The organism is Dactylosporangium sp. NPDC005555, from assembly GCF_040605635.1.
Lineage (GTDB): Bacteria > Actinomycetota > Actinomycetes > Mycobacteriales > Micromonosporaceae > Dactylosporangium.
This window is the reverse complement of the sequence record NZ_JBEXDG010000046.1, coordinates 1-16,200: the sequence shown is the minus strand read 5'-3', so window position 1 is coordinate 16,200 and position 16,200 is coordinate 1. Positions and strand designations below refer to the sequence as shown.

15 protein-coding genes are annotated in these 16,200 nt (G+C 71.1%); 9 read left to right on the top strand and 6 right to left on the bottom strand.

The features are described 5' to 3' along the window. Positions 1 to 31: 31 nt before the first annotated feature. A complete protein-coding gene (gene chvE, locus ABZS58_RS36540) occupies positions 32 to 1,162 on the bottom strand; it encodes a multiple monosaccharide ABC transporter substrate-binding protein (RefSeq protein WP_354787883.1) in 1,131 nt (376 codons plus the stop codon). A gap of 224 nt (positions 1,163 to 1,386) precedes the next feature. Between chvE and ABZS58_RS36535 the strand changes: the two genes are divergently transcribed. From ABZS58_RS36535 to ABZS58_RS36525, 3 genes are read left to right on the top strand one after another with little or no spacing between them, the layout of a single operon-like run. Further along, positions 1,387 to 2,718, top strand: coding sequence for an AMP-binding protein (locus ABZS58_RS36535; protein WP_354787882.1), 1,332 nt, complete (start codon positions 1,387 to 1,389; stop codon positions 2,716 to 2,718). Between the two features lie 48 nt (positions 2,719 to 2,766). After that, positions 2,767 to 3,210, top strand: a complete 444-nt coding sequence (locus ABZS58_RS36530; protein ID WP_354787881.1) for a cold shock domain-containing protein — start codon at positions 2,767 to 2,769, stop codon at positions 3,208 to 3,210. A 1-nt stretch (position 3,211) separates the two neighbouring features. Beyond that, the gene (locus ABZS58_RS36525) at positions 3,212 to 4,189 is read left to right on the top strand and encodes an NAD-dependent epimerase/dehydratase family protein (RefSeq protein WP_354787880.1); all 978 of its coding nucleotides are present in this window, start codon (positions 3,212 to 3,214) and stop codon (positions 4,187 to 4,189) included. Positions 4,190 to 4,370: 181 nt separating this feature from the next. On the opposite strand, the gene ABZS58_RS36520 is transcribed toward ABZS58_RS36525, so the two are convergent. The 4 genes from ABZS58_RS36520 to ABZS58_RS36505 all read right to left on the bottom strand — a co-directional run bounded on the left by ABZS58_RS36520 (position 4,371) and on the right by ABZS58_RS36505 (position 7,663). After that, positions 4,371 to 5,933, bottom strand: a complete 1,563-nt coding sequence (locus tag ABZS58_RS36520; RefSeq protein ID WP_354787980.1) for a cellulase family glycosylhydrolase — start codon at positions 5,931 to 5,933, stop codon at positions 4,371 to 4,373. Between the two features lie 171 nt (positions 5,934 to 6,104). Beyond that, positions 6,105 to 6,935: a hypothetical protein gene (locus tag ABZS58_RS36515; RefSeq protein WP_354787878.1), complete on the bottom strand. Its 831-nt coding sequence runs from the start codon at positions 6,933 to 6,935 to the stop codon at positions 6,105 to 6,107. Further along, complete coding sequence (locus tag ABZS58_RS36510) at positions 6,932 to 7,156, bottom strand: hypothetical protein (RefSeq protein ID WP_354787876.1); 225 nt, start codon at positions 7,154 to 7,156, stop codon at positions 6,932 to 6,934. Before ABZS58_RS36510 ends, ABZS58_RS36515 begins: the two co-directional genes overlap by 4 nt. Positions 7,157 to 7,264: 108 nt before the next feature. Beyond that, a complete protein-coding gene (locus ABZS58_RS36505) occupies positions 7,265 to 7,663 on the bottom strand; it encodes an RIP homotypic interaction motif-containing protein (RefSeq protein ID WP_354787875.1) in 399 nt (132 codons plus the stop codon). A gap of 146 nt (positions 7,664 to 7,809) precedes the next feature. Between ABZS58_RS36505 and ABZS58_RS36500 the strand changes: the two genes are divergently transcribed. Genes ABZS58_RS36500 through ABZS58_RS36490 form a run of 3 tightly spaced genes read left to right on the top strand, consistent with a single transcriptional unit; the run spans position 7,810 to position 10,276 of the window. Continuing rightward, a complete protein-coding gene (locus ABZS58_RS36500; protein ID WP_354787874.1) occupies positions 7,810 to 8,973 on the top strand; it encodes an ABC transporter permease in 1,164 nt (387 codons plus the stop codon). Continuing rightward, positions 8,970 to 9,665 carry an ABC transporter ATP-binding protein gene (locus ABZS58_RS36495; protein ID WP_354787873.1) on the top strand — a complete coding sequence of 232 codons (696 nt, stop codon included), beginning with the start codon at positions 8,970 to 8,972 and terminating at the stop codon, positions 9,663 to 9,665. Before ABZS58_RS36500 ends, ABZS58_RS36495 begins: the two co-directional genes overlap by 4 nt. 23 nt (positions 9,666 to 9,688) lie before the next feature. Beyond that, the gene (locus tag ABZS58_RS36490) at positions 9,689 to 10,276 is read left to right on the top strand and encodes a TetR/AcrR family transcriptional regulator (RefSeq protein WP_354787871.1); all 588 of its coding nucleotides are present in this window, start codon (positions 9,689 to 9,691) and stop codon (positions 10,274 to 10,276) included. A gap of 838 nt (positions 10,277 to 11,114) precedes the next feature. Here ABZS58_RS36490 and ABZS58_RS36485 read toward each other — a convergent pair. After that, positions 11,115 to 11,696, bottom strand: coding sequence for a DNA mismatch repair protein MutL (locus ABZS58_RS36485; RefSeq protein WP_354787870.1), 582 nt, complete (start codon positions 11,694 to 11,696; stop codon positions 11,115 to 11,117). 70 nt (positions 11,697 to 11,766) lie between these two features. On the opposite strand from ABZS58_RS36485, the gene ABZS58_RS36480 reads away from it, so the two are divergent. The 3 genes from ABZS58_RS36480 (at position 11,767) to ABZS58_RS36470 (ending at position 16,109) form a co-directional block, all read left to right on the top strand. Beyond that, positions 11,767 to 12,480: a response regulator transcription factor gene (locus ABZS58_RS36480; RefSeq protein WP_354787869.1), complete on the top strand. Its 714-nt coding sequence runs from the start codon at positions 11,767 to 11,769 to the stop codon at positions 12,478 to 12,480. Beyond that, positions 12,477 to 13,796 carry a HAMP domain-containing sensor histidine kinase gene (locus ABZS58_RS36475; RefSeq protein WP_354787868.1) on the top strand — a complete coding sequence of 440 codons (1,320 nt, stop codon included), beginning with the start codon at positions 12,477 to 12,479 and terminating at the stop codon, positions 13,794 to 13,796. Before ABZS58_RS36480 ends, ABZS58_RS36475 begins: the two co-directional genes overlap by 4 nt. 294 nt (positions 13,797 to 14,090) lie before the next feature. Continuing rightward, positions 14,091 to 16,109: a cell wall-binding repeat-containing protein gene (locus ABZS58_RS36470; protein WP_354787866.1), complete on the top strand. Its 2,019-nt coding sequence runs from the start codon at positions 14,091 to 14,093 to the stop codon at positions 16,107 to 16,109. Positions 16,110 to 16,200 lie beyond the last annotated feature (91 nt).

Here is a 16,200-nt window from a genome sequence, read left to right as displayed (position 1 = left end):
AGAATTGCGTCGGACTGTGCCGGAGACATGGTTACTTGACGTCGTTCTCGGTGTAGTAGCCGGAGTCGATGAGCACCGACTTGTAGTTGGACTTGTAGACGATGACCGGTTCGAGGAGGTACGACGGGACGACCTTGTTGCCGTTGTCGTAGTCCTTGGTGTTGTTGGTCTCCGGCTTGCCGCCCTTGAGGACCGCGTCGGCCATCTTGACGGTGACGTCGGCGAGCTTGCGGGTGTCCTTGTAGATCGTCGCGTACTGCTCACCGGCGATGATGGACTTCACCGACGCCTTCTCCGCGTCCTGCCCGGTGACGATCGGGTAGGGCTGGCCGGCGGTGCCGTAGCCGCTGCTCTTCAGCGCGGACAGGATGCCGATCGACAGGCCGTCGTAGGGCGACAGGACGCCCTGGACCTTGGTGCCGCCGACGTACGTCTTGGTGATGATGTCCTCCATGCGCTTCTGCGCCGTGGCGGGGTCCCACCGGAGGATGGCGACGGTCTTGAAGTCGGTCTGGGTGGACTTCACGACGAGCGTGCCCTTGTCGATGTACGGCTTGAGCGTGTCCATCGCCCCGTTGAAGAAGAACGTGGCGTTGTTGTCGTCGGGCGAGCCCGCGAACAGCTCGATGTTGAACGGGCCGGTGGCCGTGCCGTCGGTGCCGTCCTCCTTCTTCAGGCCCAGACCCACCAGCAGCGAGGTAGCCTGCTGCACACCGACCTTGTAGTTGTCGAACGTGGCGTAGTAGTCGACGTTGGGCGACTTGCGGATCAGCCGGTCGTAGGCGATGACCGGGATCTTCTTGTCCGCCGCCTGCTGCAGCTGGGTGGTGATCGCGGTGCCGTCGATCGAGGCGATGATGAGCAGCTTCGCGCCCTTGGTGATCTGGTTCTCGATCTGGTTGACCTGGGTCGGGATGTCGTTCTCCGCGTACTGCAGGTCGACCTTGTAGCCGAGCTTCTCCAGGGCCGCCTTGACGTTGTTGCCGTCGGCGATCCACCGCTCGGACGACTTCGTCGGCATGGTCACGCCGATGAGGCTGCCGGCACCGGCAGCCGCGCCGGCCTCCTTGTCCGCGGTCTTCTCCGCCGAGCCGCACGCGGTGACGCTCAGCGCCACGGCCAGGCCGAGGCCGGCGGCGGCCAATGCTCTGGGGAACTTCATCTGGGGTGTCCTCCACGTGTGCGCAGGGTGCAGCGCCCGGTGACGCCTCGTGTGAGCGCTATCAACGGTGCCGGCATAAATCTGTGGGCGTCTCGGTCGTGGGCCGACTTGAAAGCACAGAATCGTTTCAAGCCGGTGGCGGGGGTGTTGCTCGGGACAGTGTTAACGCTCACAAAAGCAGGTGTCAAGACATCGTCGCATCACGAAATGGGAGGATGGTCGCCATGCGTCTGCTCGCCGGCACCACCGGCCCGGGATCCACCGACCGGCCCGACGCGGTGACCGTCGCCGGCCGCACCCTGTCGTCCGAGGCCCTGCTGGGCGCGGCCCTCGCCGTCGCCGCCGACGTGCGCGGCGCGGCCACCGTCGCCGTCGACGCGACCCCGTCGCTCGAAACGGTCGTCGCGATCGTCGGCGGCCTCCTCGCCGGCGCCGCCGTCGTGCCCGTGCCGTCCGACGCCGGCCACGCCGAGCGCGCGCACATCCTCAGCGACTCGGGCGCGGTCCTGCTGGACACGGTCGACGTCAGCCGCCGCTCCTCGATCAGCCTGCCCGAGCCGGCACCCGAGGACCCGGCGCTCATCATGTACACCTCGGGCACCACCGGCGCGCCGAAGGGCGTCGTGCACACGCACGCGTCCCTCGAAGCCGGCGTGGACGCCGTCGCCGACGCGTGGGACTGGACCGCCGGTGACCGGCTCGTGCACGGGCTGCCCCTGTTCCACGTGCACGGGCTCGTCCTCGGGGTGCTGGGTGCGCTGCGGGCGGGCTCGCCGCTCGTACACACGCGGAAACCGGAGCCTGAGCGGTATGCCGCCGCCGGTGGGACCCTCTACTTCGGCGTGCCGACCGTCTGGTCGCGGGTGTGCGCGCAGCCCGCGGCGGCCCGTGCGCTCTCACGCGCCAGGCTCCTCGTGTCCGGCAGCGCCGCCCTGCCCGTGCCCGTGTTCGACCGGCTGCACGCCCTCACCGGGCACGCACCGGTCGAGCGCTACGGCATGACCGAAACGCTGATCACGATCAGCAGCCGCGCTGACGGCCCGCGCCGTGCCGGCCACGTGGGCTTCCCCGTGCGCGGCGTGGAGACCCGGGTCGCCGCCGAGGACGGCGCCATCGGTGAGCTCTGGGTGCGCGGTCCGATGCTGCTGCGGCGGTACGTCCACCAGACGGCCGACCTGGAGGACGGCTGGTTCCGCACCGGGGACATCGCCCGCAAGGACCCGGACGGGTGGCACCGCATCGTCGGCCGCGCCTCCACCGACCTCATCAAGTCCGGCGGCTACCGCATCGGCGCCGGCGAGGTCGAGGACGCGCTCCTCGCGCATCCCGCGGTCCGTGAGGCGGCCGTGATCGGCACCCCGCACGCGGACCTCGGCCAGGCCGTCACCGCCTACGTCGTCGTCTCCGCCGCGGTCGCCGAGCGCGAGCTGGAGGACTTCGTCGCCCGTCACCTCTCCGTGCACAAACGACCTCGCGTCGTGCACCTGGTCGAGTCGCTCCCCCGCAACGCCATGGGCAAGGTGCAGAAGAAGCGCCTCGGTGGTCCTATGCTCTGATGTGCCGGACCCTGCGGACGCGGGCCGGTTCGATGGCTGGTGGTGGTCGTGGTGGAGACAGGCAGAATTCTGCGGTTCGACGAGGTGCGCGGTTACGGGTTCATCGCACCCAACGCGGGAGGCGAGGACGTGTTCGTCCACGCCAACGACTTCGGTGAGCAGCGGCACCTCGTGCATCCCGGCATGCGCGTCGAATACGAGGTCGAGGAGGGCGAGCGCGGCCTGAAGGTCGCCATGGTGCGCATCCTGGACGCCCCGGCCCGCCGCGAGCACACCCGCGCCGCCGCCCGCCCCGCACACGACGCGGACGCCGACGACGCGGAGCCCGGCGACGACGACGGCCTGTGCGACGTGCTCAGCAGCCGTGAGTTCTCCGCCGAGGTGACCGAGCTGCTCATCCAGCACGTCCCGTCACTGACCGGCAGCCAGATCGCCCAGGCGCGTCAGCACCTGGTGAGCTTCGCACGGACCCACGGATGGGTGGAGAGCTGAGTTGAAGGTCCTGTTCATCGGCGGCAGCGGCATCATCAGCTCCGCCTGCACCGCCCTGGCCGTGCAGCGTGGCATCGACCTGTATGTGCTCAACCGTGGCACCAGCGCCACCCGCCCGCTGCCTTCTGAGGTCACGGTCCTGCGCGGCGACATCCGGGACCCTTCGTCGTTCGATCTGGCCGGGCACACGTTCGACGCCGTCGTGGACTGGGTCGCCTTCACCCCCGCACACGTGCAGGCCGACATCGAGCTGTTCCGGGGCCGCACCGGGCAGTACGTGTTCATCAGCTCCGCGTCGGCCTACCAGACCCCGCCGGCCCGGCTGCCCGTCGTGGAGTCCTCACCGCTGCGCAACCCCTTCTGGCAGTACAGCCGCGACAAGATCGCCTGCGAGGACCTCCTGGTGCGCTCGTATCGGGACTCCGGGTTCCCGGCCACGATCGTGCGGCCGTCCCACACGTATGACCGGACCCTGGTCCCCTTCGACGGCGGCTGGACGGCACTGGCCCGCATGCGCCAGGGCCGCGAGGTCGTCATCCACGGCGACGGCACGTCCCTGTGGACCCTCACCCACCACACCGACTTCGCGAAGGGCTTCGTGCCGCTGCTCGGCCACCCCCGCGCGATCGGCGACGTCTTCCAGATCACCAGCGACGACGTCCTGACCTGGAACCAGATCGCCGAGCACATGGCCGCCGCCCTCGGCGTCACCGCCGACCTCGTGCACGTCCCGTCCGACGCGATCGCCGCCGCCGACCCCGAGTGGGGCGCCGGCCTCCTCGGCGACAAGGCCCACTCGATGGTCTTCGACAACAGCAAGCTGCGCACCCTCGTCCCCGACTACGTGGCCACCGTCCCGTTCCACGTGGGCGCCCGCGAGATCGTGTCGTGGTTCGACGAGGACCCGTCCCGCCAGATCGTCGACGACCGCCTCGACAAGCTCATGGACGACCTGGTCGCCCGCTACCGCGTCCAGTAGCGCCGCGACGGCGGGACCTGGCCGCCGGTCCCTGGCCGCCCGGCTCATGCGCGTATGAGGATCGCGTGGCGGGCGAGTGCCGCAGTGCTCGGGCGGGCACAGCATCGCACTGGACTGCGCCCGCTGAAGCCGCCGCACCGGCCCATGCGAGTGAGGGCCGGCACGGCGGCGGAAGGCACCGTCAGGAGCAGGCGACGCCGTTGAGCTTGATGTTGGTCGGGGCCGGGGTCGACGGGCCGTTGGCGGTGTAGCCGATCGTCACCGAGGCGCCCGCCGCGAGCGACGGCGCCCACGAGGGACCGGCCGCGGTGATCGTGGTGCCGGACTGGGTCACCGTGGCGTTCCAGCCGCTGCCCAGCGTCACCCCGGACGGCACCGTCCACGTGATGGAGAACGGGCTCACGGCCGACGAGCCGGTGTTCTTCACCGTGATCGAGGCCTGGTAGCCGCCCTGCCACGTGTTGTCGATGCGGACCGTCGCGGTGCAGGAGATGCCACCCGGGTTCGTCGACGGCGAGGCAGACGTCGACCTCGACGCGGAGGCCGAGCCGGTCGGGCCCGTGCCGCCGACCGGCGGGATCAGGTACGGCTGCAGGATCGACTGCTTCTGCTGGTTCACCGTCTTCCAGTCATCGGCGACGATGCCACCGGTGTCGCCGGAGTTCGGGTTCCACGACCAGTAGGTGAAGTCCATGCCGGTGACGCCGGTGCCCATGTACTCCATGAGCTTCTTCAGCCACAGCACGTCCTGCGGGCTCTGCAGCGTCGAGCCGAACTCGCCGACCAGCACCGGCGCGATGTTCTGCTTCTCCAGGTAGCCCCAGAACTGGTCCCAGATGGCGGGGAGGTTGTTGGGGAACGCCGGGTCGTCGAACCACGCCTGGTGGTAGACGGAGTTGCCGTACTCGTGCGCGGAGTAGACGAGCTTGTTCGGCTTGTTGAGGCGGACCGGGAACTGGCCGGCCTTGGACAGGTTGCCGCCCCACCAGCCGCAGGGCTCGTCGGGGATGTTGTCCCACGCGTTCGCGTTGCCGCCGCTGGTGCAGCTGACGCCCTCGACGACGATGAGCCAGTTGGGGTTCACCTCGAGGATGGCGTTGCCGGCGCGTTCGGCGGCGAGGCGCCAGTCGCGGTTCACGTCGCCGCAGCCCCAGCACGAGCCGGTGCCGTTCGGGTCCGTGCCGTCGGCGTGCGGCTCGTTGTGCAGGTCGGCGCCGACGACGGTCGGGTTGTTCGCGTAGTGCTGGGCGAGCGAGCGCCAGTTGCTGATCCACGTCGACTCGGGCGTCGCCGCGACGTACCACAGGGCGCTCTGCCCCGCGCTCGTCGGGCGGTGCCGGTCCAGCAGGATGCGCATGCCCTTCGTACCGGCGTAGGCGACCACCTTGTCGAGGATCTGCAGCGGGGTCAGGCCCTGCAGGTCGGGGTTGGTGTAGCCGTCGACACTGTTGGCGGTCGCGCCGGGCTTCAGGGCGTCCTCGGAGAACGGCACCCGCAGCGTGTTGTAGCCGAGGCTCGCCATCTGGTCGATGTGGTCGCGCCACGGGCGGGCCCACAGGCCGTGGAACGTCTTGTTGTCGGTCTCCATGCCGAACCAGTTGAGGCCGGTCAGGCGCACCGGGTTGCCGCCGGCGTCGATGATCTGGTTGCCGCGGGTGCTCAGGTAGCCGGTGCCGGTGCCGCCGACGGCCGCCTCCGCCGTGCTGTTGAGCCCGATGACGGCGACCGCGCCGACGACGGCCATGCTGCTGGCCGCGACGGCGGCCCAGAGTCTTCTCACGACACGCTCCTGTCGGTGGACAGCCATCCGGAGTGCGGACGGCGTGGCCGACGCTAGGAGCGGTCGTCGCACGTGTCGTGGTTGCTGCGACGGTACGAAGAACACCGCAGCTCAGCACGGTGAGCGGGGCGAAAGTTACATCGTCGGAAGCTGTGCCAGCAACGCGCCGTGCGCGGCGAGGACCTGCTCGGCGGTGGCCTTGGTCGCGGGGTCGGAGCCGTTCTTCGCCTCCGAGCCGCACAGCGCGGTCGTGCCGGTCAGGTGGTCGCGGAGCACCTCGGCGATCTTCGCCGGCTGCTGCGCGACGGGCAGCGCCCGGATCGCGGCCATGTCCGCGTCGACGACCATCCCGGGCAGGTCGTGCCCGGCGTGGATGCTGGAGTCCTCGACCGCGCCGCCGTCGGTGAGCGCCTTGCGCAGCGCGGCGAGCTCGGTCTTGTGCCCGTCGGCGGCGGTCCGCGCGATCGGCGTCAGCACCGGGTCGCCCCCGGCGACGATGAGGTCGAACAGCTGCGCCGCGCTGGTGTCCAGGGAGATCATCAGCTGCAGGTACGCGATGTCGGTCGGGTTGAGCGTCGTCACCGCGACCGGTGCGGAGCTGCGCTGCCCGGTGGGTGCCACCGGCTCGTGCGCGGGCCGCGCCCAGAGGATCACCACGGCGAACGCGGCCACGAGCACGATCACGACCGCCCCGACCCGCCGCCACACGTCCCGGCCGCGGTCCTCCGCGTCGCCGTCCGCCGCTGTCGTTGTCGTTGTCGTTGTCGTTGTCGGGACGGTGGTCTTCTTCGCGACGCCGGGCTTCTTCGCCACGGCCGGCTTCACGGCCGGCTTCACGACGGGTTTCGGCGGTGCCTGCTCCGTCGGCGCTTCGGTGGCCTCGGTGGCCTCGGGCGCCGGCTCCCCCTCGGTGCCGGTGGCCGTGGGTGACGTGGGGACGTCGGTGGCAGGGCGTTCCGACGTCACCGGGCGCCACCCCGGCCGCGGCGGGGAGGGCGGTCCGCCGCGGCAGGGGTGGCGGCCCCGGCCGACGACGCCGCGGCGCTGGGCGCGACCGCGGAGCGGTCCCCACGGGCACGATGCACCCCGTGGAGGCCGGTGGACACGACGCCCGCGCCGCGGGCCCGATGGGCGGGCGGCGGCATGGTGGCGGGTGGCGGTCCCGCAACCGTCCGGGCGGTGGTCACGCATCGACGGTAAGCGCCGCAACCTGCGGATTGGATTAGACGAACTTTAAGATTTGCCCTGATCGCCCCGACGTTCTCCAGCGCCGCGGATAACAGTTTTTCCGCAGATCACGCACCGAAGTGGTTGGTCTGCGTGTTGTGGTCGCCGACCTGCACACCGCGGGAGTTCACGATCGTGACGCCGGGCCTGTCCGGGAGCATGCCGGCGATCTCGGCGGCCAGCTCCGGGTCCCTGGCGAGGGCCGCGCTGATCTGCGCCCGCACGAGGTCGGCGAGGTCCTCGTCGGCCGGTGCCGTGCCGAGGTCCGCGACGGCATCCTCGATCTGGGCGCCGCGCCCGGACAGGAACAGCCGGCGCAGGACCCGCCGCCCGACGCCGACGGTCGCGTCCGCGGTCGCGTCGCCGGCCTGGTCGACGACCCGCTGGACGACGGCCGTCCCGTATGCGCCGACCGCCGCGGAAACGAACGGCACGACCGCGCTGGTGACCTCGCCGATGTCGATCACGCTGGTACCTACCCGGGAGACGTCATTGCCTGTGTACCACGCCACGTCGACACGCCCGCCGATCTGACGGTCCTCCGCTGCCGTACCTACGGGAACTGGACCCCGCCAAGTCTTGCCGACGTGGCGTCGGTATCATTGCCGACGCCGTGTCGGCAAAGATCGGTCGATGGTGGGAGGGCAACATGTTCTTGGCGTTACGTGAGTTGTGGTTCGCGCGTTCCCGGTTTTTGATGATGGGTGGCGTGGTCGCCCTGATCGCGGTGCTGATGGTGCTGCTGTCGGGCTTGTCGTCGGGCCTGGTCAACGATGGCGTGTCCGGGTTGAAGAAGCTGCCGGTAACCGCTTTCGCGTTCGCGGAGGGCACGAAGCTGGACGGGGCGTTCTCGCGCAGCGTCGTGGGTGCGGCGCAGGTCGATGCCTGGCGTGCACGGCCCGATGTCGCGGCGGCCGAGCCGTTCGGCAACCTGCTGGTCAATGCGCACAGCGGCTCGGGCGTGCCGATTGACCTGGCCCTGTTCGGGGTGAATTCAGGGTCGTTCCTGGCGCCCGCGGTGCGCACGGGCGTCGGGTTGGGGCCCATGGACGGCCTGGTCGTGTCGAGGACCGCACTCGATGCCGGGCTGCGGGTCGGTGACACGGTGACGATCGACCGGCTCGGGACCCGGCTCACCGTGATCGGCGCGACCGGCGAGCAGCACACGTTCGGTCACGTCGACGTCGCATACGTCCCGCTGCCGACCTGGCGGCTGATTCACGCCGGTGCACGGGCAGACAGCGAGGTCCGCTCGGAGGTGCTCACGGAGGCGACCGCGGTCGCCGTCAAGGCCAGGGACGGCGCCTCGCTGGATCTCGCTGCGGGTGACGAAGCGGCGGGCACCACCAGCGTCACCCTGGTCGAGTCCTTCGGAGCCTCCCCCGGCTACACCGCGGAGACCTCGACACTGACGCTTATCCAGGTCTTCCTCTACGCGATCTCGGGCCTGGTCGTCGGTGCGTTCTTCACCGTCTGGACCATCCACCGCAAGCACGAACTGGCGGTGCTGCGTGCGATGGGCGCCTCCCGGACCTACCTGCTCTGTGACGGACTCGCCCAAGCGTTGATCATCCTCGTCATGGCCAGCGCCGTGGGAGTGCTGGCCGGCCTCGGCGTCGGCGCCCTCGTCGGCGGCGGAGCACCGTTCACCCTCGAGGCGCCGTCGGTGATCCTCGCCGGAGCGCTCCTGATCGTCCTTGGCCTCCTCGGCGCGGCAAGCGCCATCATCCGTATCGCCGCCGTCAACCCGCTGGCCGCACTGGGAGGACAACGATGAACCGCGCCACAACCGCACCGCGCACCACCCGCACCGGACTCTGCCTGACCGGAGTCACGCTGCGCCTCGGCGATGGTGACGGCCTCATCACCGCCCTGGACTCGGTGAACCTGACCGTCGCCCCCGGTGAACTGGTCGCCGTGGTGGGGCCGTCAGGCGCGGGCAAGTCCAGCCTGCTCGCCGTCGCCGGCGGCCTGACCACCCCCGACGAGGGGACTGTGACCGTCGACGGCGACACCATGTCCACCATGAAGCCCGCCGCCCGCGCTGCCTATCGCCGTGACCACATCGGTTTCGTGTTCCAGAGCGGCAACCTCATTCCGGCACTGACCGCGATCGACCAGCTCCGCCTCGTGAACCACATCGGCCGCCGCTCCGACGCGCCCGACCCGCAGCAACTGCTCGCCGCCGTCGACATGGCCGACAAGGCCCATCGCCGGCCGCACCAGCTCTCCGGCGGCGAACGTCAACGCGTCGGTATCGCTCGCGCCCTCATGAGCCGCCCATCACTGCTGCTGGTCGACGAACCCACGGCGGCACTGGACCGCACCCGCAGCCACGAGGTCGTCCAGCTCCTCGCCCGCGAGACGAAACGATCGGCAGTCGCCACCGTGATGGTCACGCACGACACCGACGTGCTGGAGCACTGCGATCGGGTGCTAGAAATGGTCGATGGGCAGCTGCCCGACTGAACGGCCGAGAGAGGAGACCCGGGTTGCCGCGCATCTTGGCGCCGACGGTTGCCGAGCACCGTGCCGCCCAACACCGAGCGCTGCTCGACGCGGCCCGCGCGATCCTCGCCGAGGATTCCGGGCAAGCCCCGTCCCTGGCGGCCGTCGCCAGCAGGGCAGGGCTTGCCCGAACCTCGGTCTACGAGTACTTCCGATCACGCCAGGATCTCCTCGACGCCCTCGTCGCCGACGTGTTTCCCCGCTGGTCGGCGCGCGTGTCCGACGCGATGGCAGCGGCCGGTGCCCCAGGAGAGCAGGTGCTGGCCTATGTCGACGCCAATCTGCGCCTCGTCGCAGACGGCGAGCATGCGGTCGCCAGGGCGCTCGCCGCTGTCGCGCCAGGTCAGCACCTGGACACCAGCACCCGGACCATGCACGAACAGCTCTCCACCCCGCTCGTTGAAGCATTGACCGCGTTGAACCTGCCAGACCCCGCAACGACCGCGGAATTGATCAACTCAGTGGTCTATGCGGCGTCCCGCCTGATCGAGTCCGGCGACGACCCACGCACGATCCGCCGCCGGGCCGACGAACTGCTCGCGCCGTTCCTGCTCGGTGGCCCATCACCATGAAGCGTTTCCGGTTTGACGTTGTGACCTTTGCTGGCGAACCGGGCGTCGCCGACCTCGGCTCGGTCCGCGCACCGCGCGGTCGAATGTGACGAGGCGGCGCAGCGCGATGCGTGGATCGTCTTCGAGGACGAAGCCGGTCAGACGCTGCACCCACCGAAGGCCCGGACCTGGGGCCGTCGCGGCAGGACGCCGGTGATCCCGGTGTCTGGCAAGGGATGGGGGCGGAACTCGATCGCGGGCCTCGGGTGTATCAAGCCCGGCCAGCGGTCCCGGCTCATCTACCGCACCATCGTCCATCGTGGACGCGAAGGCGAACGACGCAGCTTCGCCGGACCGATCGTGCTGATCCGGGACAACCTCAACACCCACCTCAGCGCCGCGATGCGGACCATGGTCGCTGCCCGGGACTGGCCGCATGTCATCCGATTGCCCGCCTGCGCGCCAGCGACACCGGCACCGACGAACGCTCCGATCAGAAGATCACTCGCGCGTCGACGAGCGGGCCAGGGTCGGTCAACGGTTCGCGGCCGGACAGGTGCAGCACCGCCGCGACGACGTCAGCCTGGACAGCTATCGCACCGGCCTGCACCGGGCCGCCGTCTGCGTGCTCAGCATGCGACCCGGACGGCGACCCATGCCCGTTTCGCCCACTCTGAGTACCGGACAGTCTGCACATCGAGCCGTCGTGGAGGCTCCCGACAGGTGCCGGGGCCGGGTGTGCCGAACAGTCAGGGGGCTTGACCCGTTCGACGGCCAGGGTCGTCGTGGTGGTTCAGGCCACCTGGTTTTCGTGGGCGGTTGGGCCTTCGCGCTCGGACGGCACGGCGACGCGGGAAGGTCAGGTCCCGATGCGGGTGACGGTGCCGTGCGGGGCGCCCTGCCACCACATGGCGTCGACGAGGTAGGCGGCGGCGCCGCCGTTGGAGATGAACTGCACGACGAGCCTGTTCGGCTCCGTCTGCCCCCGCGACACCGAATAGCCGTCGCGGGGCGTGGCGGTGACGAGGGAGACGGCGCCGTCTCGGATGCGGATGACCGCGTCGCCGCCCTCGGAGCGGAACGAGCGCAGGAATGTGTCGACGCCGTCGCCGCCGGTCGTCACCGTCCAGCCGTCGACGACGCGGGCCGGGGCGGCGGTCGTGACCTTCGCCGGCGGCGGGGTGGCGGCACCGGAGGTGCGGGGCGTGGCCGGCGACCCGCCGGACGTGGGCGGGGCGGGCACGACGGACGACGGCGGCGGCAGGCCCGGCTGCGGGATCAGGTCGCCCGGTCCGCGGGCCTCGGCGGCCGGGACCGGCAGCGAGTCGGACGGCACGGCTGTGTGCAGCACGGGGCGCAGCGCCAGCGACGCGACGGCGATGCTCGCCGTGGTCGCCAGGCACCACAGCAGCACCGGCACCGCCGCACGTCTGACCCGCACCGGCAGATCTTCTCACCCACTCGGCCCGACTGAGGAATCTCTGTGCGGCATTCGACGCTACGGTGTTGCCATGCCGCTGATCCTGCTCGTCGAGGACGACGTCGCCGTCTCCGGCGCCCTGTCCCGGGCGTTGACCGACGCCGGCCACGTCGTGCGCCCGGTCGGCAACGCCGGATCCGCGCTGCGGGTCATCGCAACCGACCCGCCGGACCTGGTCATCCTCGACCTCGGGCTGCCGGACATGGACGGCCTCGACGTGCTGCGGATGCTGCGCGGCATCTCCAACGCGCCCGTCATCGTCGCCACCGCCCGGCGCTCGGAGCGCGACATCATCCGGCTGCTCGACGCCGGCGCCGACGACTACGTGACGAAGCCGTTCTCCAGCGCGCAGATGTCGGCGCGGATCAACGCGGTCCTGCGCCGCGGGCAGGGCACGCCGGGTCCCGCGGCGGTGCCGGCCGGGTTGACGATCAGCACGCTGCACGTCAATCCGCAGCAGCGCTTCGCCTCCATCGGCGGGCAGCCGCTGCAGCTTACGAAGAAGGAGTTCGACCTGCTGGCCTATCTGGCGCAGCGGGCCGGTCGGGTGGTGAGCCGGCGGGAGCTGCTGACCGAGGTGTGGCAGCGGCCGGACAGCTCCGGCGAGGACCAGACGATCGACGTGCACGTGTCGTGGCTGCGCCGCAAGCTCGGCGAGAGCGCGACGGCACCGCGATACCTGCGGACCTTCCGCGGGGTCGGGGTCATGCTCGTCGACCCGGATCAGTCCCCCGCGCAGCCATGAGGAACGCGCTGATGCGCCTGTCGTTCGCGATCACCTCGATGATCGCGCTGGCGTTCCTCGTCCCGCTCGCCTACGTCACCAAGGAGATCGCGCACGACCGCGCGCTCGCGGAGGCGCGCTATCAGGCCGACGCGATGGTGGCGGCGCTCGCGTCCGCCTCGGGCAACGGATCGGGCGCCCTGGACCGGGCCGTGGCGACCGTGCCGGCCGGGCAGAGCGGACGCCTCGCCGTGCACCTGCTCGGGGAGCCGACGGTCGGCACCAGCCACGCCGCCACCGCCGAGGTGGACCGGGCCGCGTCGCAGGGCCGGTCGCTCACCGTGGACGCACCCGGGGGCGTCGCCTACCTGCAGACGGTGGTGCTGGACGGCGACCGGACCGCGGTCGTGGAGGTGTACGTCTCCGACGCCGACCTCAGCCGGGGCGTCGGCGCGGCGTGGCTGGCGCTGGTCGGGCTCGCGGTCGTCCTCATCGGCGGCTCGACCCTGGTGGCGGACCGGCTCGGCGCGCAGATCGTGCGGTCCACGAAGGAGCTCGCCGAGGGCGCGCGGGCGTTCGGCGACGGCGACCTGCACGCCCGGGTCGAGCCGGACGGACCGCCGGAGCTGCGGGACGCGGCGCGCAGCTTCAACCGGATGGCCGACCAGATGGTCGCCTTCGCCGACGCCGAACGCGAGCTCGCCGCCGACCTGTCGCACCGGCTGCGCACGCCGCTGACCGCGCTGCGCCTGGACGCCGACGCGATGCCGCCCGGCCCGATCGGGGAGCGGATGCGGCAGGCGTTCGACGCTCTCGACGACGAGATCGAACAGATCATCACGACCGCGCGGCGGTCGGCGGCGGACCGGGTGCCGGAGAGCACCGACCTGGTCGAGGTCGTCGCGGACCGGCTCGCGTTCTGGTCGGTGCTCGCCGAGGACCAGCAGCGCCCGTGGCGGGTCGTCGGCGGCCACGAGCCGGTGTGGGTGCCGGTCGCCGAGTCCGACCTGGTGTCGGCCGTGGACTGCATGCTCGGCAACGTCTTCCAGCACACGCCGGAGGGCACCGGCTTCGAGGTCCACGTGTCCCCGCGCGGCCTGGTCGTCGACGACGCGGGACCGGGCATCGCCGACCCGGCCAAGGCGTTGCGCCGCGGCTCCAGCGGCGCCGGCTCGACCGGCCTGGGCCTGGACATCGTCCGCAGGGTCGCGGAGGCCGCGGGCGGCCGTCTCGTCGTGGAGCGCGGCCCGCTGCGCGGCGCCCGCGTCGCCGTCGTCCTCGAACCGGCCGCCGTGCTCACCGCCCCGACCCGCCCACAGCGCCGCGTCGTGCGCTGACCGGCCCCACAGCGCCGCGTCGTGCGCCGACCCGCGCACAGCGCCGCGTCGTGCGCCGACCGGCACAACCGGCCCCACCACGGCGCCGCGTCGCGCAGGAGCCGCCGGACCGCGCATCCGCCGTGACACCGCCACCCGTCGCAGCCGCCGTCACCGCCGCCACGGCGTTCACCGGCGGGGGTACCGCCGCGGCCGCAACGGCCGCATCCTGCAGCGGGACCTGGCCGTTCGGACCTGCCGCGCCGACTTCGACGACAAATAGACTCCCGGCCGATCATCTTCGGGGGAGGAACCTTGTCGTTCAGGCTCACACGTCGCTCGGCCATGCTCGCGGCGGTCGCGGCCGCCACGGCCACGGCCGCCGTCCCGGGAAGGCCGCGGGCGGCACGCGCAGCGCTGCCCGGCGAGCCCGGCAGGATCTCGTTCACGTCGACCGGCGGGTTCTGGACCGCCGCCGCGGATGGCACCGACGCCCGTCCGCTCGCCACCACCCGGGAGAACAGCACCGGCAGCTGGTCGCCCGACGGCAGCCGGTTCGTCTACGGCGACTACGACTCGCCCTTCTCGGTGCGAGCGGACGGCACCGACCGCGTCGAACTGCTCCACGACAGCGCCACCGCCGGCGGCAGGAACCCGGTGTACGCCGACGGCGGCCAGCACGTGATCTACAACGGGTACAACGTCAGCTCCTGGACCGAGACGCTGTTCATCTGCGGCGCCGGTGGCAACTGGCTGTTCGGTGAGTCGCTCGGCATCCCGGACGACGGCAAGCACAGCATGGACGCGTCGGTCGCGGCCGACGGCACGATCATCTACCAGCACCACGCCTCGAACGACTATGCGAACTCCGAGATCTGCCGATACGACGGCCCCGTCGCATTCACGAAGCTCATCGACAAGGGGTGGGCACCGGACTTCTCCCCCGACGGCAGCCGGATCGCGTTCGTCCGCACCGACTCCGCCGGCAGTCAGATCTGGCTCGCCGACGCCGACGGCGGCAACCAGGTCCAGCTGACCACCAGGGCCAACGAGGGCGGCGACGGCAACCGCGACCCGGCCTGGTCCCCACAGGGCGACAGCATCCTCTTCACCAGCGTGTCCGGCAGCCCGAAGGTCAAACGGATCGACGTGACGACCAAGCAGGTCGTCACGGTCGTGGAGAACGCCGGCCGCCCCAGGTGGCAGCCGGTCGGCACGAACGTCGTCGAACGGGTCTGGGGCCAGACGGCGCTGGACACCGCGGTCGCCACCTCGCGGTACAACTGGGCCGACCACGGCGTCGACGACGGCATCCGCAGCCAGGCCGAGGCCGTCGTGCTGTCCCGCGACGACGTCTACCTCGACGCGCTCGGCGGCTCGGCGCTCGCCGTGCGCCGGAACGCCCCGCTGCTCATCACCCCGCCCGGCGGGCTGCACGCCTCCACCAAGGCCGAGATCCAGCGCATCCTGGCGCCGGGTGGCAAGGTGTACCTCCTCGGCGGCACCACCGCACTGTCCGCGAAGGTCGAAAGCGCCGTGAAGGCCCTCGGCTACACGGTTGTGCGGCTGTGGGGCCAGACCGAGTACGACACCGCGATCGCCATCGCGAAGGAGATCGAGCCGCACCCGACGGCGGTCATCATCGCCACGTCGCTCAAGTACTACGACGCCCTCGCCGCGGGCGCCGCCGCCGGCGCCAACCCGGGCACCGTCATCGTCCTCACCGCCGGCGACACCATGCCCGCGGCGACCGCCGCCTACCTCAACAAGCTCCAGCCCGGCTACGACTCCGGCACGAGAATGATCGGTGTCGGCGGGCCCGGCGTCCGAGCGCTGCTCAACGCCGCAAAAGCCGGCAAGATGCCGTCCTGGCCGAAGACCTTCTCCTACTGGCCCGTCTACGGCGCCACCGAGTTCGAGACGGCCGTCGCCGTCGCCGACTTCTTCTTCGACGGCCCCCGCGTGGCGGCCGTGGCCACCGCCACCACCTGGTTCGACGCCCTCACCGGCGGCGCGATGGTCGGCGGCAACTCCGGGCCGCTGCTGCTGTCGACCCCGGGCGTGCTCAGCCCGCAGACCCGCGACTACTGCGTCCGCAACGCCGCGTCGCTGCAGTACGCCACGCTCCTCGGCGGCGTCCTCGCCCTGAAGGACACGTTGATCGCCCCGCTCGGCGACGCGATCTCGATCCCCGGGCAGTACCGCTACGACCAGTACACCGAGAATCACGCCCCGGCGCAGAAGTCCCTGTCCCGGCTCGCCCCCCGCGCGTCGACTACCGGCCGGTCACGGATCCCGGGGCTCACCGGTCGAAAGCCGCAGCAGGCCGCCTAGTGCTGTGTCCAGTAACGTTGGCCGGGTTTTGTCGTACCCCTGTGCTTGGGTGTCGGTATGCCTCGACGCCGGGATCCTGACGCGGTTCGGG

Excerpts from the sequence above, each read along its gene's own strand:
- chvE (WP_354787883.1), bottom strand. The coding sequence starts at position 1,162 with ATGAAGTTCCCCAGAGCATTGGCCGCCGCCGGCCTCGGCCTGGCCGTG.
- ABZS58_RS36535 (WP_354787882.1), top strand. The coding sequence starts at position 1,387 with ATGCGTCTGCTCGCCGGCACCACCGGCCCGGGATCCACCGACCGGCCC.
- ABZS58_RS36520 (WP_354787980.1), bottom strand. The coding sequence starts at position 5,933 with ATGGCCGTCGTCGGCGCGGTCGCCGTCATCGGGCTCAACAGCACGGCG.
- ABZS58_RS36495 (WP_354787873.1), top strand. The coding sequence starts at position 8,970 with ATGAACCGCGCCACAACCGCACCGCGCACCACCCGCACCGGACTCTGC.
- ABZS58_RS36480 (WP_354787869.1), top strand. The coding sequence starts at position 11,767 with ATGCCGCTGATCCTGCTCGTCGAGGACGACGTCGCCGTCTCCGGCGCC.
- ABZS58_RS36475 (WP_354787868.1), top strand. The coding sequence starts at position 12,477 with ATGAGGAACGCGCTGATGCGCCTGTCGTTCGCGATCACCTCGATGATC.